Origin of the sequence: Pararhizobium sp. LjRoot235 (genome assembly GCF_964254145.1) — a bacterium.
Classification (GTDB): Bacteria; Pseudomonadota; Alphaproteobacteria; order Rhizobiales; family Rhizobiaceae; genus Pararhizobium.
In genome coordinates this window covers 1,016,481-1,035,950 of sequence record NZ_CAXUSP020000002.1, presented here as the reverse complement: position 1 = coordinate 1,035,950, position 19,470 = coordinate 1,016,481, and the positions used below count along the sequence as shown (strand labels likewise).

The 19,470-nt window shown below is 61.1% G+C and carries 15 protein-coding genes and 1 pseudogene; 4 read left to right on the top strand and 12 right to left on the bottom strand.

Annotation, left to right across the window (positions count from 1 at the left end; genetic code table 11):
- Positions 1–214: 214 nt before the first annotated feature.
- Positions 215–1,603 (bottom strand): FAD/NAD(P)-binding protein, encoded by a 1,389-nt coding sequence (locus tag ACSQ2Z_RS25550; protein WP_436083982.1) that lies wholly within the window; start codon positions 1,601–1,603, stop codon positions 215–217.
- 241 nt (positions 1,604–1,844) lie between these two features.
- Positions 1,845–2,237, bottom strand: a complete 393-nt coding sequence (locus ACSQ2Z_RS25545; protein ID WP_436084159.1) for a hypothetical protein — start codon at positions 2,235–2,237, stop codon at positions 1,845–1,847.
- Positions 2,238–2,715: 478 nt separating this feature from the next.
- On the opposite strand from ACSQ2Z_RS25545, the gene repA reads away from it, so the two are divergent.
- The 4 genes from repA (at position 2,716) to ACSQ2Z_RS25525 (ending at position 9,295) form a co-directional block, all read left to right on the top strand.
- Entirely contained in the window at positions 2,716–3,942 is a 1,227-nt protein-coding gene (gene repA, locus ACSQ2Z_RS25540; protein ID WP_436083981.1) for a plasmid partitioning protein RepA, read from the top strand.
- Positions 3,943–4,143: 201 nt separating this feature from the next.
- Positions 4,144–5,148, top strand: coding sequence for a plasmid partitioning protein RepB (repB, locus tag ACSQ2Z_RS25535; RefSeq protein WP_436083980.1), 1,005 nt, complete (start codon positions 4,144–4,146; stop codon positions 5,146–5,148).
- Between the two features lie 231 nt (positions 5,149–5,379).
- A complete protein-coding gene (gene repC / locus ACSQ2Z_RS25530) occupies positions 5,380–6,684 on the top strand; it encodes a plasmid replication protein RepC (protein WP_436083979.1) in 1,305 nt (434 codons plus the stop codon).
- A 76-nt stretch (positions 6,685–6,760) separates the two neighbouring features.
- Positions 6,761–9,295, top strand: a complete 2,535-nt coding sequence (locus tag ACSQ2Z_RS25525; RefSeq protein ID WP_436083978.1) for a DNA translocase FtsK — start codon at positions 6,761–6,763, stop codon at positions 9,293–9,295.
- 201 nt (positions 9,296–9,496) lie between these two features.
- Here the strand turns inward: ACSQ2Z_RS25525 and ACSQ2Z_RS25520 are convergent, their stop codons facing one another.
- From ACSQ2Z_RS25520 to ACSQ2Z_RS25475, 10 genes and pseudogenes are all read right to left on the bottom strand, one after another.
- Complete coding sequence (locus ACSQ2Z_RS25520) at positions 9,497–10,417, bottom strand: recombinase family protein (RefSeq protein ID WP_436083977.1); 921 nt, start codon at positions 10,415–10,417, stop codon at positions 9,497–9,499.
- 515 nt (positions 10,418–10,932) lie between these two features.
- Positions 10,933–11,130: pseudogene (locus ACSQ2Z_RS25515) on the bottom strand (hypothetical protein); the annotation flags it as partial.
- Between the two features lie 71 nt (positions 11,131–11,201).
- A complete protein-coding gene (locus ACSQ2Z_RS25510) occupies positions 11,202–12,113 on the bottom strand; it encodes an ABC transporter permease (RefSeq protein ID WP_436083976.1) in 912 nt (303 codons plus the stop codon).
- Positions 12,110–13,210: an ABC transporter permease gene (locus ACSQ2Z_RS25505; RefSeq protein WP_436083975.1), complete on the bottom strand. Its 1,101-nt coding sequence runs from the start codon at positions 13,208–13,210 to the stop codon at positions 12,110–12,112. The genes ACSQ2Z_RS25510 and ACSQ2Z_RS25505 overlap by 4 nt, the downstream gene beginning before the upstream one ends.
- On the bottom strand, positions 13,207–14,730 hold the full coding sequence (locus ACSQ2Z_RS25500) for an ABC transporter ATP-binding protein (protein ID WP_436083974.1): 1,524 nt from the start codon (positions 14,728–14,730) through the stop codon (positions 13,207–13,209). The genes ACSQ2Z_RS25505 and ACSQ2Z_RS25500 overlap by 4 nt, the downstream gene beginning before the upstream one ends.
- Positions 14,731–14,733: 3 nt before the next feature.
- Positions 14,734–15,831, bottom strand: coding sequence for a BMP family ABC transporter substrate-binding protein (locus ACSQ2Z_RS25495; RefSeq protein WP_436084158.1), 1,098 nt, complete (start codon positions 15,829–15,831; stop codon positions 14,734–14,736).
- Positions 15,832–15,858: 27 nt separating this feature from the next.
- On the bottom strand, positions 15,859–17,238 hold the full coding sequence (locus ACSQ2Z_RS25490; protein ID WP_436083973.1) for an amidohydrolase: 1,380 nt from the start codon (positions 17,236–17,238) through the stop codon (positions 15,859–15,861).
- A gap of 1 nt (position 17,239) precedes the next feature.
- A complete protein-coding gene (locus ACSQ2Z_RS25485; RefSeq protein WP_436083972.1) occupies positions 17,240–17,899 on the bottom strand; it encodes a glutathione S-transferase family protein in 660 nt (219 codons plus the stop codon).
- Complete coding sequence (locus tag ACSQ2Z_RS25480) at positions 17,896–18,735, bottom strand: aromatic ring-hydroxylating dioxygenase subunit alpha (RefSeq protein WP_436083971.1); 840 nt, start codon at positions 18,733–18,735, stop codon at positions 17,896–17,898. The genes ACSQ2Z_RS25485 and ACSQ2Z_RS25480 overlap by 4 nt, the downstream gene beginning before the upstream one ends.
- Positions 18,732–19,385 (bottom strand): Rieske 2Fe-2S domain-containing protein, encoded by a 654-nt coding sequence (locus ACSQ2Z_RS25475; RefSeq protein WP_436083970.1) that lies wholly within the window; start codon positions 19,383–19,385, stop codon positions 18,732–18,734. Before ACSQ2Z_RS25475 ends, ACSQ2Z_RS25480 begins: the two co-directional genes overlap by 4 nt.
- Positions 19,386–19,470 lie beyond the last annotated feature (85 nt).

Genomic DNA, 19,470 nt, shown 5'->3' with positions numbered 1-19,470 from the left:
CAGCGCAGCGACCTTTTCGCAGTCACTGTTCTGGTTAACGGTTGAACATCACCATTTAATCGCGGGATGGTACATAAAAATGCGCAACCTGCGATATCTCCTTGCGGCCACTCCCGCTCCTGAGGTCGGACTGGCGGATTTTACAGGCTGAATTCGACCCGCGACCCCGCAGGCCGCGGCATCAAGTCTTTTTTGGCGGCGTCCCGCCCGTCAGTCAGCCCGCCTGCAATTGCGGCCGTGATCGCGCATTGATCAACGTCGCAGCGGTGTAAGCCTGCGTCACGATCTCGGGCACAAGATCGATATCCGGAAGCGAGCCAAGGCCAAGCGGACCGATGGCAAAGAGGCCGGCGGGCCGGCCGCAGGGGGTAAGCAGTTCGCCAGCCGGGTTTACGGCCAGGCCGAGATCGAGTTCGTCCGTGCTCGCGAGGCCCGCGCGCAGCAGGTCGGCGACAACAGGATCATTCAAGTCGGGCGAAAGGCAACGGCAGTCTATGACTTCGTCTGCGGCAAAGTGCTCTTCCGTGGACTGACCGGCCCACCGTACGATAAGCCCATCGGGGCTCCGCTTCAGAGTGGTCCCGCGTTTCAGCTCCGTCATGCCGCCTGCCAGTTCACGTTCGAGCCTTTCATGCACATCCGCCGGGAGCCTGTTGCGGTGGCTGTCATAGATGGCCCTGAGATGACGATTGAATTGCCGTTTTTCGCTTGGCGGCAGCGACGCCCACAGGGTGCGGGCCCGCTTGCGCAGGCCGTTCATTGCGGCCTGCCAACTCCAGCCGTTTTCTTCGGCTTGCGCGCAGGCTTTGCGCACGAACCGGACGATATGGCGAAGCTGCGAGGGCATCGGCTGCGACGGGCAGACGGCATCCGCGGGCATCCGGGTGTGCGGCTGCGGCAGGAAACCGCGGCGCGACAGGATCGTGATCCGGCCTTCAAATCCGCCGTCACGCAATTGCAGGACCTGGTTCACCGCTCGCAGCCCGTTGCCCATGACGACGACATGCCGGGCGCGAATGGAGGGATTTCGCAGAGCCGCTTCGGTATCCTGCTCCTTCCCCTCCGGAGGAACTTTCAAACCATAGCCCGTTGCCAGGACGACCGTATCATAAGCGGCTTCGCTGCCATCGGCCAGGCCGAGCGTGAAACGGCCGGTTTCATTGCGCCGGATTCTTGTGATGGCTTCATGGGACATCTGGATGCTGACATCGGTTCGCTCGGCAAGCGCTTCGGAAAACCGCTGATAGACATAGTCACTGAAGATGGCCTTTGGCACGAAGATCTGGCCGAAGCCCGGGATCGCGGCGGAGACGGCTTCGCGAAAATGCTGGTAAGCCTGCAGCCAGCGTGTGAAATCCCTAGGCTCGCCGGTTGAAACGGAGAGATCGCGGGCGCGGCTGTTCAGGATTTCGGTTGCCCGTGCCGTTGCTAAGGCTTGGCCGCCGCTGATGACCGGCTGCGGATCGAACATGCGCAGTTGAAACGGTTGGCTGACGGACTTCATAAGGGCGATTGCCATCATCAAGCCTGAAAATCCGCGGCCGACGATGGCGATCTGCAAATGCTGACCGGCATAAGACGCCGGGAAACCGTGAACCGTCATATCGTCCCCCTCCCCCCGCACCATGCGGCTGGATTGTTGAACCTGGGCACTGTCACTCAATGCCAGTTCGCAAATACACGGTATACTCTATATATTTTGTCATTTAACCACGGGAAGCGCATAGCAGCAAGTCGTTTTCACGCCCAGTGATTCTTCGATTTATTTCCGTTACTTAATAGAAACTGGAGTTGACGGCCGCGGCACAGGGGCAAAGCCGAGCGGCTTTGTTTTCCGCACAGCCTCAACGGTCGATGCGATTGGAGCGGCGCTTTTCGAACCGCTGGATGAAAGCGTTGATATCGCTGGCGCTGCGCTGCAACTCTCTTTTTCGGATCAGCACGCACATCACGCGCGCCGCTGTCGAAAAGGTCATTTCGTCAAGCGGGCTGTCGCTGCTCCAAGGTTTTGTCAGCCGCTCGGTAATGGCGCTGACCATATTGTTCGGCAGAATGTCCGTGCAATTGCGCATGTGATCGAACACGATACCGATCGGCACAGGCATGCCCTGATAGAAGACAACCGGAGCATCTGCACCTTCGACCCAATCGTCGTAGGCTTCCAGGGCGTCGCGGAACAACTGGTGCAGCGTGATCGGCGCGTGTCCTTCATGAAGTTGTGGCAACAGGTTGTTCATCTGCACATCCTCACATCGTTGCAAAACACGGTGGTTGATGTCGACAGAAATCGACCCGGCGCTTAACGCGCGACGAAATGGATTGTTCCGGCGGCGGCCAAGAAAGGTGCCTGTCGGATCAACCGACAGGCGACAGCCTTGGATGGTGCAGTTGTGCGCCGCGATTCGGGAGAAAACCCGCCAAAGGCTGCGTGAGTCGCGCATTTCACCCTCCCGGTTGCACATATCGGGCCGATTGCTGCATGATTGTTAACATGAAACATTTGGTTGCTGCTCTCGCGGCGCGGCGCTTCGGCGAAGAACAAGAACGCGTTGGATTCATGAGTGAATCGTGTTTTGGACAACGGCGGATTCAATTTCCTGCTCCGTTGCGTTAACCTTCTGTTAACCAATAACTTCTTGCACGAATCGTTGCGTTGCGTATCGTCACGGTTATATCCCTCATCCGCCCATTTTACCGTGACGAAAGTTTTTGAACGTGAGCAATGCAATTCATGCGACCAAGATTGAGCGCCAGACCGTCGACGAGACGATCGGCGATCATGCGAGGATTATCAGCTCGCAGCTGCAAGCGATCAGCGAGGCGCTCTTTCCACCAACGGCCAGCAAGACATTGCGGCGGTTCACGTCAGGCGAGGCGGCTCGCCTGATAGGTGTGTCGGATTCGACTCTGCGCAAAATGACGCTTGCCGGCGAAGGACCGCAGCCCCAGCTCACCAGCAACGGACGCCGCCTCTACACGCTGCGGCAGATCAACGAATTGCGCGAGAAGTTGGCGCAGACGGCGCGGGGCCGCGAAGCCTATAACTTCGTGCCACGCCGCGGCCCCGACGATCATCTCCAGGTCATCGCTGTCACCAATTTCAAAGGCGGCTCGGGCAAGACGACCACATCTGTACACCTGGCGCAATATTTGGCACTGCAAGGATATCGCGTGCTCGCCGTCGATCTCGATCCGCAGGCAAGCCTCTCCGCCCTCCTCGGTGTCCTGCCGGAAACCGATGTTGGATCGAACGAGACGCTTTACGCCGCCATCCGCTATGACGAGGAAAAGCGTCCGCTGGCGGACGTCATCCGCAACACCTATTTCGACGGTCTCGATCTTGTACCGGGCAATCTTGAACTGATGGAGTTCGAGCATACGACGCCGCGCGCACTGACCCGCGGCTCTCGCGATGGAGACGGGATTTTCTTTACCCGCGTGGCGCGTGCGCTCGATGAAATCGCCGAAGGCTACGATGTCGTCGTCATCGATTGCCCGCCGCAGCTCGGCTACCTGACGCTAAGTGGCCTTTGCGCGGCCACGTCGATGGTGGTGACGGTTCATCCGCAGATGCTCGATGTGGCGTCGATGAGCCAATTTCTGTTGATGACGCATGACCTCCTGGCCGTCGTTCGCGAGGCTGGCGGCGAACTGAAATATGATTTCATCCGCTATCTCCTCACTCGTTACGAGCCTCAGGACGCGCCGCAGACCAAGGTTACCGCCCTCCTCCGCAATCTATTCGACGATCACGTCATGACCAATCCGATGGTGAAGTCGGCAGCGGTTTCCGATGCCGGCCTGACGAAGCAGACACTCTACGAGATCGGTCGGGAAAATCTGACGCGCTCGACCTATGACCGTGCGATGGAGGCCCTCGACGCCGTGAACGGTGAAGTTGAATCCCTCATTCGGCTGGCGTGGGGGCGCACGCCAAAATGAATACACCCCTCCCCCGTCCAGTAGTTTGTTGGGAACTCCCAACGGGGTCTTTCAAGCGAGCCCGTTCCTCGCCCGGACGGAACCATTCAGGTGACATACGCCCCTGGGTCCAAGGGTTATCTCACCCCTGTTGGGAGTTCCCAACATCTGCTGTTGCCAAAGCGGCGCGGCTCAATTTTTTTTAAATCAGGGTGATCTGCCGTGAGCCGAAAAGATACCGTTAACACGTTGTTCATGCGCAAACCGGAAGGCTCGGCGCCAGTTGCAGGCGTTGAAAAAAGTCCGGATCGCGTCCGCACGGGCGCCATTTCGGCGATGGGCGCGTCGCTGCAGGAAATGACTGAGGGGGCGCGCAGCGCCGCCAAGTTGCAGGAACAGCTGGCGTCCGGATCCACTGTGATCGACTTGGATCCGTCGCATATCGATAGCTCGTCTGTGAGCGATCGTATTTCGATAGCGGTCGATCCCGGTTTTGAGGCTCTCGTCGAGAGTATTCGAGAAAATGGCCAACAGGTTCCGATCCTCGTTCGGCCTCAGGCCGCCACGCCCGGGCGCTTCCAGGTGGCTTATGGCCGCCGGCGTCTGAGAGCTGCAGCCAAGCTTGGCAAGACGGTCAGGGCCATTGTTCAACAGTTGACGGACAACGAACTCGTCATCGCGCAGGGCAAGGAAAATCTCGACCGGCAGGATCTATCCTATATCGAGAAAGCGCAGTTCGCGCGGCGCCTCGAAGATGGCGGCTACGACCGGACGACAATCATGGCCGCGCTCTCGACCGACAAGGCCGACCTCAGCCGGTACATTTCCATCGCGCGCAGTATTCCGGAATACCTGGTTCAGGCGATCGGGCCGGCGCCAAAGGCTGGCCGGGCGCGCTGGGCGGCATTGGCCGATCGGATGGAGCGGAAGCAGAACACGCTCGATGCCCTGGTCGCGGACGCGGAATTTTTAGCGGCTGACAGCGATACGCGGTTTGGTCGCGTGTTCGAAATGCTTGGCGCCGAGCCTGCGAAGAGAAAGCCAAAGGCACAGGAATGGAAGAACCCGCAGGGCAGGAAGGCAGCGCGGATCGAGCGGGACGATGTTCAGACCCGGATCGTTTTCGATGAGCGGCAGGTGCCCGATTTCGGCAGCTATCTCGCCGATCGGCTGGACGATCTCTATGCCGAATTTACGGCCAGCCGCAAACAGGATGGCCGACACTAGCTTACGCCGGGCGTCCATCGTGGGCGCCTTAAGATCAACCGCTATCGAAGGATAGGTAGCAGACGAAAAATCGGCAAAGAAAAAGGCCCCCGAAATGCATTCCGGAAGCCCTTCTCGACTGTTTGGCGACTGAGAGAATCACACTTCCTGGAATCGTAGTCAAGTCTCTTCATTGAGATCGGCGTCATTTTGACGAGCTGAGTAGCTTTGCCCCGACGAAAGGCAGAGGCGATGTACGGTGGAAGTGTGGCGACGCCCTTTGGGCGGCGGGCGATGACGCTTGGCATGTTAGCCAATCAAGTCATGGCGCGAGAAATCGAAAACGGCAAGACAGTCGACAAGTGGAAACTCTATAGGGCGTTATGCGAAGCTAGGCCGCTGATTGGCGTCACCGATCGCTCGCTCGCGGTCATGAGCGCACTTCTGAGCTTCTATCCGAAGGATGAACTCTCGGAAGTAAACGGGCTCGTTGTTTTCCCATCCAATGCCCAGTTGTCACTGCGCTCCCATGGCATGACCGAACAGACGATTAGACGTCATTTGGCGGTGCTGGTCGACGCCGGTCTCATCGTCCGCAAGGACAGCCCCAACGGCAAACGCTACGTGCGCAGGAACCGTGCGGGCGCCATCGACGACGCCTACGGCTTTTCCCTGGCGCCGCTTCTGGCTCGCGCGGATGAAATCGAACGCCTTGCAGCCCAAGTGACGGCCGAACGGCTGCATCTGCTACGGCTTCGCGAGCGGTTGACGCTTTGCCGGCGCGATGTCGCCAAACTGCTCGAAACGGCCGTCGAGGAGGGCGCCACGGGCGACTGGGAGGTCGTCGGCCTGCATTTCCGCGCCTTGGTGACGGCCCTTCCGCGCACACCAGCACCGGACGTATTGATGACGGCCCTCGAAGAGATGGAGATGCTGCGCGAGGCGATCACCAATCGCTTGGAAATGCACATTGATTCACGGAAATTAAGCGGCAATCCCTTTCAAAATGAACGGCACATACAGAATTCACATACCGACTCCACATCTGAATCTGAACCCGCCTGCAAAACGACGCGGGGCACACAATCCGAACTCCATCCACCAGCAATCCTCGCGCCGAACGAACCAGAAAGCGCCGATCATGGTAAACACGGCGTTAAGAACGCCCGGCCGGTGGGTGAAGCATTACGCCGCAGACCAAGCACCGCCATCAAGGCGTTTCCGCTGGCGCTTGTGCTGCAGACGTGTCCGCAAATTGCCGACTACGGCGCCGGCGGAACGATTTCGACCTGGCGCGATTTGATGGCAGCCGCGGTTGTCGTACGTTCGATGCTCGGCGTCAGCCCCGATGCCTACCAGCAGGCCTGCGCCATTCTCGGACCGGAGAACGCCGCCACCGTCATCGCCTGCATTCTCGAGCGGGCAGAGCATATCAACTCGCCCGGCGCTTATCTTCGCGACCTGACACGACGCGCCGAACGGTGTGAATTTGCCATCGGTCCGATGCTCATGTCACTCGCCAGAGCCAATGGAAATTCTGTGAGAATGGCAGGCTAGAAAGAGGTGATTAACCTTTATTTTCTATTGAAAAGGGTACGCCCATTGCCCGTGAATTATGAGTGAGCAGGTCCCCATGCGTCTTTCCCGAACCAATTTTTCGAACCCCTTCGATCACACGGGAGAGCACCCCGCAGACCACGACAATCACCTCGCGAAAATCGAGCATCAGCGGCGTGTTTACGGTTCGCCGATTGATGCAAATGGCGAGGAAAATGCGTCCAGGACGGACACCGATGCCATGGCCGCAAGCGAGATCGAGGGGCGGGGCGATGCTCCGGTGTGGCAGAGCGCCTTTGTGCTCAGGCCCAACGTGCGGTTCACCCGCACACCGGAAAGCGCCTATTCGAAGCGTTCGACCTCTGAAAGCAGGAAGCACGCAGCGTCGGCATATCCGAACGTTGAAACAGGGACGAGCGCGAGCGCCACTGATGATGCTGTGCCGACCGGCGAAAATCCTGTGACAACTGAACCGCCCGTTGCTTTAGCGCAGGAAGAACCGGCAGCAACAGGCATTCAACTGCTTTCGTTGCGTTTGAAGCAGGAAATTGAAATGCAGGCGGAGGCAAATCCGGTCTGCGAAGCTGCAGAGCTCGGCGCCATCGATCTCGCCTGCTTTCCAGCTGGCGAGGATTCGCAGGCCCAAGAGATTTGGACGCCCGTGAAAAGACCGAACGCACTGTACGACGTCTCCGATGAGGTGTTCTGGAGTGCCATGGATATGGACGCTGATATGGACGTATTGGCGCCTGCGGCCCGCTGGCAGGCGCCAGAGTTTCAGGCGGCGCCGGATTCGGTAACGGCGCTCTATCGGGAAATCGTCATCGCCCGCGCGCCGCAGGCAGGGCTCCTTGTCGCAAGGCCCTTGCCTGCCAAAGCGCCTGCGAAGTTGCCGCTGCGAGAACTGGCCGAAGTCAAATCCGCGTTTTCAGCCTCCCGGGCTCCTGTCGAGCCGGTCGACGACGCAAAACACCCGTTGACTGCTTCTAGACCGGTTCCGGAGATCAGGCCTGAGATCGTCGCTAAAACCACGGATACCTCGATTGTTGTCGACACGGGCGACTACGTTTTCCCGCCCGTTACGCTTTTGCAGGAACCGTGTGTTCAGGAAACTGCAATCATCACCCAGGAGGCGCTGGAACAAAGCGCCGGTCTGTTGGAGAGCGTGCTGGAGGATTTCGGTATTCGCGGCGAGATCATCGATGTGCGGCCGGGTCCTGTGGTTACGCTCTATGAATTCGAACCGGCGCCGGGCGTGAAATCCTCGCGGGTCATCGGCCTTTCGGATGATATCGCCCGCTCGATGTCAGCTTTGTCCGCCCGCGTCGCCGTGGTTCCTGGTCGCAATGTCATCGGCATCGAACTTCCGAACCCTGTTCGTGAGACGGTCTATTTCCGCGAACTGATCGAATCCGAAAACTACGGCGAGACCCGCTTCAAGCTGGCGCTGTGCCTGGGCAAGACGATCGGCGGGGAGCCAGTGGTGGCAGAGCTTGCCAAGATGCCGCATCTTCTGGTCGCGGGCACCACGGGTTCGGGAAAATCAGTTGCGATCAACACGATGATCCTGTCCTTGCTCTATCGACTGAAGCCGGAGGAATGCCGGCTGATCATGGTCGACCCAAAGATGCTGGAGCTTTCTGTCTATGATGGCATCCCGCATTTGCTGACGCCGGTCGTTACCGATCCGAAAAAGGCCGTGATGGCGCTGAAATGGGCGGTGCGAGAGATGGAAGACCGCTATCGCAAGATGTCGCGGCTCGGCGTGCGCAATATCGACGGCTTCAACGCGCGCGCCGCCTCGGCACGGGCAAAGGGTGAAACGATCCTGTGCTCCGTCCAGACCGGCTTCGACCGCTCGACCGGCGCGGCAATTTTTGAGCAGGAGGAAATGGACCTCGCGCCAATGCCGTACATCGTCGTCATCGTCGATGAAATGGCCGACCTGATGATGGTCGCAGGCAAGGAGATCGAGGGTGCCATCCAGCGGCTCGCTCAGATGGCACGCGCCGCCGGCATCCATCTGATCATGGCGACGCAGCGCCCTTCGGTCGACGTCATCACCGGCACGATCAAGGCCAACTTCCCGACCCGCATCTCGTTCCAGGTGACCTCCAAGATCGACAGTCGGACGATCCTCGGCGAGCAGGGCGCAGAGCATCTGCTGGGGCAGGGCGATATGTTGCACATGGTCGGCGGCGGTCGGATCGCGCGTGTCCACGGCCCCTTCGTGTCGGACGAGGAGGTCGAGAAGGTGGTCGCGCATCTGAAGATGCAAGGCCGCCCGGAATACCTCGGCACGGTGACCGAGGATGCCGAGGATGCCGACGAGGCCGCGGAGGAGGACAGCGCGGTTTTCGACAAGGGCGCGATGGCTGAAGAAGACGGCAACGATCTTTACGACAAGGCGGTCAAGGTTGTGCTGCGTGACAAGAAGTGCTCGACCTCCTACATCCAGCGCCGCCTGCAGATCGGCTATAACAGGGCCGCTTCACTCGTCGAGCGAATGGAGAGGGAAGGGCTTGTCGGGCCGGCGAACCATGTTGGAAAACGCACGATCCTGTCCGCCGTCCGCGAGCCGATCGAGGTGCCGGCCGGCGATGAGGATTGATCGGTCCTGCGCGGGGCGCGTTCCCCAGGAACAGGTTTTATCGCCTCGGCGATAGGCGATTATGGCGCTGTAGCATTTTTAATCTGGCCGCACCGGCCCGAACCAGCCTGGCGGCCTTGGTGAGGTTGACGCAGCCCGGCCCCTTTAGCGGCAGCAGCGCGGCACGAGACCGGCTGCTTATCCGCCTCGTGAGGCGGACACTCAACGGGGCGTCACGAGACCGAGCCGGCGGGCCTGATCCAGCAAGGCCTTGACCGAAGAGGCTTGCCATTTGCGCCCACCGCGTGGCGGCCGCTCGTGCATGCGCTCCAGCTGTTGGCCGATTTCAAGCAGCGTTAAATCCGGATCGGCAGTGGCGATGCCAGCGACAAGTGTCATCAGCCGGTCCTCCGGCGGCCGCTTTGGCGATCGCTTTATCAATGATGCTTCTGCCAAACGTTCGCGAACCAGGCGATGCACGGCGCGCCGCAGCCGTTCGACGGTCCAGTCATTCCCTTTGCGATTGAGGATGCGCACGACGTCGTCCCAGCTGTGGTGCGGCCTCAACCGGCGCACCGTCGGCAACCACGTCTGTGCCGAAGCGATGAGATCGTCGAGATAGGCTTGCTGGCGTGCGGCTGAAACGGCCCGGACGGCGTCTGGCCGACGCTCCCGCAGCCCCGGATTGCCAGCCAACCGTCCACGCGCCTTAGCCGCCTTCATCCCCGCCTTGGTGCGCTCGGCGATCAGCGTACGCTCGAGCTGAACGACGGCGCCCAGAACCTGCAACGAAAACATGCCCTGGGATGTCGACGTATCGATCGGGTCGCGCAGTGAACGAAAATGCGCGCCACGCTGCTCCAACTGGTCGATGACCTCAAGGAGATGGCTGACGGATCGGGCCAGACGGTCGAGACGCACGACAACGAAAACATCACCGGCAACGATGTCACGCAAAAGCTTTGCCAGCACCGGACGCGTGCGCGCCACGCCAGATTCGTGCTCTTCATACACGACGCGACAGCCGGCTGCCTTGAGTTCATCGACCTGGGCGTCGTTGACCTGATCCTCGGTCGAAACGCGGGCATAGCCGACAAGACGGCGCAGTGGGGACGAGGAGGGTGCGTTATAGGGCTCAGACATGGGCGGATTCTGGCTGAGTTTTTGCAGTTATGCAATGTCTGAGAAAAGGGTCCTTTGCACATACATTTTATTGATCGATTTGCAGCCCCGTACAGCGCGCCTGGAGGGTTTCTTGGTACAACGACACTCGGGAGCGGATAAAACGCGCCCGTGGGCATCCATGGCCGAAATTCGGCAGTTACGGCACTTGGTGGGTGAGAAGGAAAAGGGTGCTGCTGCCGTTCGGCGTCCGCAGTCCACCGATCCAGCAAAGATCTTGCGACTGAACGCGATCGAGAATCCAGCCAATCAGGGCGAGAAAAGCCGCGGAAACACGGCTTCTTGAGGCTATTCTACCGATCCAGGACGATTGACAGAGGTGATTCTGGGCGTGCGAGACATTATCGGACGTAATTCGGTAGCGACGGGCCGTGCGGTTTTTCGCAGCTTTGGCCCATAAACCGCACGCTTCAAATTTCCTGAGAAAGGTAGGCTTCTGACCGTCCTTGGTCCTGGGACAAAGAACACTTGCCTGATCAGGCCCTCCTGTCAAACTGGCTGCGGACGGATCTGGCTTGCCATGTCGCCTGCCAGACCTGATTCAAAATCCTGAGGGCAACTCCGCCTTGTCTTGCGCGGGAATCGGGCGGAGTGTTTTGCAACCACGTCCGCCGTGTCCTGGACTGCGTAGCTCGCCTGCTCGTAGGACCGGTCTGCTTCAGAACAGGCGTGGCGGGAACTCACCGCGTTTCATGTCTTCGAGACGACACTCGGAGGTCGGAAAAGGTTCGCGCGGCCATCCCAACTAGCGTTCGAAGGGTTCACCGAGCGAGGCAACGCCGTTCAGCTTGAGTAGGCGGCGGTCTGCCGAAATGATGCCGAGCACGATGATGGTGACGAGATAGGGGAGGCTCGAAAGCAGTTGTGAGGGAACGTCCAGCCCGGTCGCCTGGGCTGCAAGCCCCATCAGGGAGACGGCGCCGAAGAGGCTGGCCCCGAGGAAGATCCGGCCGGTAAGCCATGTGCCGAAGACGACGAGTGCGATCGCGATCCAGCCACGCCCGGCGATCATCCCGTCGGCCCAGAGCGGTGTGTAGACTACTGCCGCATAAGCGCCGGCAAAGCCAGCCATCGCTCCGCCGAATGCGATCGCTAAGACGCGGATTGAGATGACCGAATAGCCGATGGCGTGCGCAGCTTTGGGGTTCTCCCCCACAGCCCGGACGACGAGACCAACCTTCGTGTAGGCAAAAGTCGCCCAGATTGCCAAGGTTACGACGAGGGAAAGCCACACGATGATGTCCTGGACGAAAAGGCTGCCGATGACCGGTATTTCGGAGAGTCCGGGTATGGCAATCTTTGGAAGCCCCTTGACCGTCAGGCTTTCATAGGTCTTGCCGAAAAGCGCCGAGAGACCTTGGCCGAGGATGCCGATCGCAAGACCTGTCGCCACCTGGTTCGCCCGAAATCCGAGCGCCACGACGGCGAAAATGAGGGAAAGGACGGCGCCGCCGAGACCTGCGGCGAGGAAACCCATAAGATGCCCCCCGCCATGATAGACGATGATAAAGGCGAGCACCGCGCCAAACGCCATCAATCCCTCCACCCCGAGGTTGAGAACTCCGGCCCGCTCGACCACCAGCTCACCGAGGGCCGCAAGGAGAAGCGGCGTCGCGGCCGCGAGCATGCCGGCAAGAATGAACTCGATGGCGTTCATGGTTGGCTCCGGTAAGTGACACGGCGCCACTCGAGATGATACCGCACGAAGGCCGCGGCGATGAGGTAGGCGATGAGGAGGCTGCCCTGGAAGACGCGGACCGCCGCGATCGGCAAGTTTGCCGACACCATGGCATTGTCCCCGCCGATATAGACAACGGACATGAACAGGGCGGAGAAGACGATTCCGATCGGGTGCAGGCCGCCGAGATAGGCGACGATGATAGCAGCATAGCCGTAACCGGTCGAAATCGAGCGCTGCAACTGGCCGAGGGGACCGGCGACCTCGGCCGCACCGGCGAGCCCGGCGGCAAAGCCACCGATGAGGAGCGAAAGCCAGATCGCCCACCCTTCGTTGAAACCGGCATAAGCGGCAGCGCGCGGCGCGAGCCCGCCGACCTGGAGCTTGTAGCCGATGAAGCTCTTCTGCATGAAGACCCATGCCGCCATCGACAGGGCGAGCGTCAGGAGCAGCGAGACGTTGACACGGGTACCGGATATCAGGATCGGCACCATCGCGTCATACTGGAACATCACGGACTGGGGGAAATTGAAACCGTTCGGGTCCTTCCAGGGACCGAGGAGCAGGTAGTTGAGGAGTTGCCCGGCAACCAGGCTCAGCATCAGGGAAACGAGGATCTCGTTTGCGTTGAGCCTGACGCGCCAAAACCCGGTTATCGAAGCCCATAGGGCGCCGCCGATGGCGCCAAGCAGCAGCATCAGGGGCCAGATCCACTGGCCCGTTGCCTGCGGAAACCATACCGGTATTGCGGAGGCGAATATCGCACCGAGAATGAACTGGCCCTCGGCTCCGATGTTGAAGACCTTCGCGCGAAAGCCGATCGCCAGGCCCTGTGCGATAAGGAGGAGAGGACCTGTCTTCAGCAGCACCTCCGAGAAAGACGCCCAGGAGAGGAAGGGCTCAAGAAGCATCGCGTAGACGACGGCGACCGGATCGCGGCCCATCAGCACGTAAAGCCCCAGATTGAGAATGGTGGCTACCGCCAGCGCGAGGGGCGGCGCAAGCAGAGTTGCCGCAAGCGAGGCGCGCTCCCGGCGGACAAGGGTGGGAAGGAAGGCCGTGGGCAAGGCGCTCATGCGAGCGCCTTTTCGGGTGACGAATGTGCCCCCATCATATACCGGCCGATCTCCTCGGGTCGCGTGTCGCGCGTGGCGAGTGGCGGGCTCAGCCTGCCGTGGTACAGCACCTGGATGGTATCGCAGAGTTCAAAAAGCTCCTCGAGCTCCTCGGAAATCACGAGGATGGCCATGCCCTCGTTGCGCAGCGTGATCAGCCGCCTGCGAATGGCGGTTGCAGCGCCGATGTCGACGCCCCAGGTCGGCTGCGCCACGAAAAGCAGTTTTGGCGACAGCATGATCTCGCGTCCCACGATGAACTTCTGCAGGTTGCCGCCGGAGAGCGCGCCTGCCTCCGCTTCCGGACCGGGCGTACGGACATCGTACTGGCGGATGCACTCATTGGTGAACGCCCGCGCGGCTGCCCTGTCGACAAGACCGTGCCGAAGAAGTTTGAGTGGGTGCGCTGTCAGCAGGCTGTTGAGGGTCAGCGACATTTCGGGGACCGCGCCGCGTCCGAGCCGGTCTTCTGGTACGAAGGCAAAGCCAAGCTGCCGTCGGGCAGCGGCGTCGAGTGTGCCCACGTCCTTTCCCATCATATAGATCCGGTCGCGCTGTTCTCGTGGCAGCACCGTCTCACCGGAGATCAGCGAGGCAAGCTCGTTTTGCCCGTTTCCCGAAATCCCGGCGATGCCGAGGATTTCGCCGCCACGCACCGCAAGGCTGATATTGGAGAGCGACACGGCAAAGGGGTCATCGGGCCGATGATCGAGACCGATCATCTCGAGTCGCTTTTCACCGCCAGACAGGGGAAGCGCCGGCATGGGCTCCGGCATGTCGCGGCCGATCATCATGCGGGCAAGGTCGTGGGCATCGTGGTCGCGCGGGTCTACATTGCCGGTGACGCGCCCGCCGCGCAGGATCGTCGCGTGATCGCAGATCGCCCGAATTTCCTCGAGCTTATGGGAGATGAACAGGATGGATATGCCGCCGTCGCGCAGGCGGCGCAAGGTGTCGAAGAGCTTGTCTACCGACTGCGGCGGCAACACGGAGGTCGGTTCGTCGAGGATCAGCAGCTTCGGATTGGTCATGAGGCACCGGATGATCTCCACCCGCTGCCTCTCGCCGACGGAAAGGGCGTGTACATGGGCGAGCGGATCGACTTCGAGGCCGAAGTCGCGACCAAGTGAGCGGATGCGTTCGGTGAGGTCGGTTTTGCCTCCTTTGACGACCAGGTGAATGTTCTCCACGACCGTCAGCGTCTCGAAAAGCGAGAAGTGCTGGAAGACCATTCCGATCCCCCTGCGCCTCGCATCCGCGGGGGAGGCAAGGCTGAGAGGCTCGCCTTCCCAGACGACGGTTCCGTCGTCCGGCTGCTCGACGCCATAGATCAGCTTCATCAGGGTCGACTTGCCCGCCCCGTTTTCTCCGAGGATCGCATGGATCGACTGCGGGGCCACGTCCAGATCGATACCATGATTGGCGTGGATCTGGCCGTAGCTTTTCGAAATGCCGCGGAGCGACAGGAGCGGGTTGGTCATGGATTACTTCGGCAGCGGCGTGGCGACGCCCTTGACATGCCAGTTCATGGCGACGATCTCGCCGTCGGCGAGCGTCGCACCGACAGCCACCCCTTCGCTGCCGTCTGCCCTGGTGATCGGCCCGGTGAAGGGCGAGAAGCTGCCGTCGGCGATCTTCGCCTCGATCTCCTTGATCTTTGTCATCATGTCAGCTGGAATGTCGGGGTTCCAGTCGACCACTTCGATGACCTTGTCGGCGACGCCGAGGAAGGTATTGGCGCCCTTGAACGAGCCGGCGAAATGGGCGTCGACCGACGCTTTGAAGAAGGGCGACCAGTCCGTCGCGACGCAGCCGAGATAGGTTTTCGGGGCGTATTTCTTCATCGACGAGTTGAGATTGAAGGCGTAGACGCCCGCTTCCTCGCAGGCTGCGATAACGGAGGGAGTATCCTGCGCGTTCGAGAAGATCACGTCGCAGCCCTGCGCCATCAGGGCCTTGGCGGCTTCCTGTTCCTTGGCGGGGTCGAACCAGGAGTTCACCCAGACGACCGACACTTCGATGTCGGGCTTCACCGTTTGGGCGCCCAGCGTGAAGGCATTGATGGAGGTGATCAACTCCGGAATGGCGAAGGCGGACACCGAGCCCAGCTTGCCGGTCTTGGAGAGTGCAGCGGCAGCCATGCCGAGCAGGTAGGTACCCTGGAAATACCTCGCCGCGAAGGGCGAGAAGTTCGGAGCCAACTGGAAGCCGGAGGCATGCAGGACGGTGACGCTCGGATCGCGGCGGGCGATCTGCAGGGCACCGTTCTGATAACCGAAGGAGCCGGCAACCAGGAACTTGTTCCCGTCGGCGACGGTCTTGTTCATGATGCGATCGGCATCCGGACCCTCAGCAATGTTTTCAAGAACGGTGACCTTTACCTTGTCGCCATAAGCGGCCTTGACCGGCTCGAGGCCGGCTGCAAGCGCGTGGCCCCAGCCGACGTCGCCGACCGGCGACGGGAGCACGAGGGTGATGCCGAGCGGCTCGTCGGCCGCGATTGCGAGGCGGTTGCCAAGTGCGCCGGCAAGGCCGGTGGCGGCGGCAGCCTTCATCAGGTTTCTGCGGGTCAGGTTTGTCAGCATGTTAGTTCCCCTATTTTGGTTGTTCTAGAATTCTACCGTTGCGAGTGCGGCCTCGGCATCGGCAAACAGCTTGGCCTCGTCGAGCCCGGCGAACTCGCCCTTCTGCCAGACGATGCGGCCATTGATCATGGTCATGTCGGTCGGCATGCCTATTCCGACCTTGGCGATCAGGCTCAGCGGATCATGCCGCGTGCCCACGTAGTCCATGCGCCGCGTGTCGATTGCAAAGAGGTCGGCGGCCATGCCGGGGGCAAGCCGGCCAATGTCGCGCCGGCCGAGAAGGCTTGCGCCACCGGTCGTGGCATAGCTCAGGAAGTCGACCGGAGGTGGGACCGGATGCGTGCGCGTCGATGCGGTCAGGCACTGCAGCATGTAGGCGGAGTGGATGCAGTGCATCAGGTTCGAATTGTCGTTCGACGCCGCTCCGTCGCAGCCGAGACCGACGCGCAGCCCGAAAGCGGACATTGCCGGAATATCAGTGACTTCGGCACCGACCAGATAGACCGGTTCCGGGCAGTGCGCGACGCCGGTGCCGCTGGCAGCCATCGTCCGCAGTTCGTCGTGGGTCAGCTCCCAGCAATGGGCGTAGAAGACATCGGGGCCGGCAAAGCCGAGCTCTTCGCAGTAGTCGACCGTGCGCATGCCATGTCGGGCCTGAATGACCGGGCTTTCGCCCTCACCCACATGCGTGTGCATCTGCACGCCGCGGTCGCGAGCCAGCGCCACCGACTCCACGAAGGTCTCGCGATAGCAGTTGACCGGCTGGCAGGGCGCGACGACGACCTGCCGCATGCTGAAGGGGCTGGCATCGTGGTAGCTGTCGATCAGGCGGGCGCAATCGGCGATGAACTCGTCCGTCGTCTCCAGCATCACGTCTGGAATGGTCGAACCTTCCGACTTCGGCAGCGTGTTGCCGCCGCGTCCGGCGTGGAAGCGCATGCCGAAGAGATCGGCCGCCTCGAACTGGCGGTCGACCAGCCGCTTTCCGGCATGCCGGGGAAAATTGTACTGGTGGTCGAAGGCTGTCGTGCAGCCATGCTTGATCATCTCGGCCATCGCCGTGACCGAGGAATGGTAGAAGCAATCCTCGGTCAGCCGCGAAAAGATCGGATAGATGCGGTCGAGCCATTCGATGACCGAGAGCTTTGTCCAGTCGAGGTCTGCGCGGTTGCGCACAAAGCACTGGAAGAAATGGTGGTGGGTATTGACGAGGCCGGGATAGACGAACCAGCCGGTGGCGTCCTGCGTGATCGTGCCGGTGGGTAGCTCGTTTGTCCTGAGATTTTCGCCGATTGCCTGGATCGCCGGACCGTTCGTCAGGAGGTCGACGTTGCGACGGACGGTCGGACCCTTGCCCTCGTCGACGATCACTGCCGTGCAATTCTTCAGAAGGTGGCCGGTCATATCACACCTTGCCCGGTTCGATATGGGGTTCGGGCTTCAATTCATGCAGCCGATGGATGCCTGGCATCTCGATGAAGTGTTCGAGGCTGCGCAGCGCGCGGGACCAGAGCCGGATCGCCGGATAAGGGGCAAGCGAGACGCCGCCGTCCGGCGCGAGCGCCACATAGGGGAAGCAGGCAATGTCGGCGATTGTTGGCCGGTCTGCCGCGAGAAACCGCATGCCGCGGAGACCCTGCTCGACCAGGCCTGCTTCCAGCTCGCGAAGCGCGGCGATGCCCTGGGCCTGGAGTGCTGTGATTTCACCCGGGCGCAGGAGCATTTCGTGAAGCCGGGCGCCGCCGAGGCTCGCGGTCAGCCGGTGGGAGAAGGAGAGCCACTGTTGGACGCGCGCCGTTTCCTCCGCCGCGCCGCTGCCCAGCCATTCGGGTGCCGCGCTCGCGGCGAGGTAGGCGAGCATGGCCGAGGATTCGGTCAGGATCAGGTCTTCGTCCTCAAGGATCGGAATAGAGCCTGCGGGATTGAGCGCCAGGAGCTCGAGGCCGCGGTGCTCGGCGCCGGGGTGGAAATCCACCGGGCGGATATCGAGTTTCACACCGGTCAGCGCCGCCAACAGGCGCACTTTGTAGCAACTGGGCGAAAGGATGTAATCGTAGAGCTTCATTGCGCCACCAGCTGTGCGCCGTATGTATAGTTGCGGCGTTTCAGCCAGCGTCGGTAGGCGACCGAAGTAAGGTCGGCCCGCGTCGGAATCTCCATCCCGGGATCGAGGGGCAGGAGCCTCGGGATCTGGTTTTCGAGGATCGAGCGGTCCTGCAGGAAGATTGTCTGCTGAAAGTGAATGAGGTCAGTCATTGAAGTCGTGTCGTCGAAGAGCGCCATCCACGGCCAGACGTCACAGAGATCCTCGGCGAGCGGCTGCACGAAGAGGGTGATGACGTCCCATTCGCTCGGGCGCGGCGGGCAGGTCTTGTAGAGAACCGAGCACGTCGGTGCCGGCACGCGGTACATATATTCTGTCGTGATGCCGCCGCTGGCCGATTTGGCAGCTTGCGGCTGGTAGAATTTCACCTGCGTGGCCCAGACCTCGTCTTCTCGGATTTCGACCTTGTAGTTCTGGACCTCCGTGTTCGGCTCCGCACCCAGGATGTCGGTGTGCACGAAGGGAAAATGCGCGATGTCGAGAAAGTTCTCGACCGCGCGCAACGGTGAACAGCGCACGCGAATGACGCCGACATCGACAAAACGGCGGCCAGGCTGGTCAGCTTCGGGGATGGCGAAAAGTGGCTTTTGCGGGATGCCGAGGGACGACCAGACGTGGCCGTAGCGGACGCATACGGGTAAGGCGCGTCCATTTCGGCCAATCACTTTCGCATTGCCTTCGGTGTCGCGCGCGACGTCGATCGGCTCGCCCATCAGAGCGGTCCTGCGTCCGGCGGCGTCGAGCTGACTGAAAAGGCCGATCGGATACCACACGTTGATCATCGCATTGTCCATCATGGCGCGATCCCCTGGGTCTGGAGAGCTTCGGCCACCCGCCGCAGGATTTCGGCGGCACGTGACGCGGCGATGCGCTGGGCCGGGTTGCTGTTGTCGCTCAGCAGAACATGGATCAGCGTCTGATGGTTCTCCTGTGGGGCGAGCAGCAGCCGGATCATCTGCGAAGCCTGCACCTTCCAGACAATACCCTCGCGGCCTGCCTTCGCACCGGCCGCAGTTTCGAGCGCCGCAACGCTGGCATGCGCCGTCAGGGAGCGCAGGGGAACGAGGCCTTCAAGCCGCGGGGGCTGGGCTGTGGGTTCTCCCACGGCAACCCAGATGAGCCCGTCGGACTCTTCGACCTGCTGTGTTGCGACCCGGATCGTTTCTGGCGGCGCCAGCCCCGGATGGGCCGGAATGCGCAGACAGTTTCCTGCCCGGGCATAACTCCAGCCGTGATAGATGCAGGAAAGCGCTTCGCCGCGCACGAAGCCGTGAGACAGGCGCATCCCGCGATGGGGACAGCGATCCGCCGATGCCGCAATGCGCCTCGAATCGCTTCGCCAGAGGGCAATCGATCCGGCTGGCGTCCGTGCTGGCATCACGGTTCCCGCCGGCAAATCCGCGGAAAGGGCGACTGGCGTCCAGGAGCCGGTCGTATCGGATAGCATGGCTAAGCTTTCTGCATAATATCAATATCTTGCTGGCTATGCCCCCGAAGTCATCGCCGACCAGCACCCTTACGTTTGCATAATT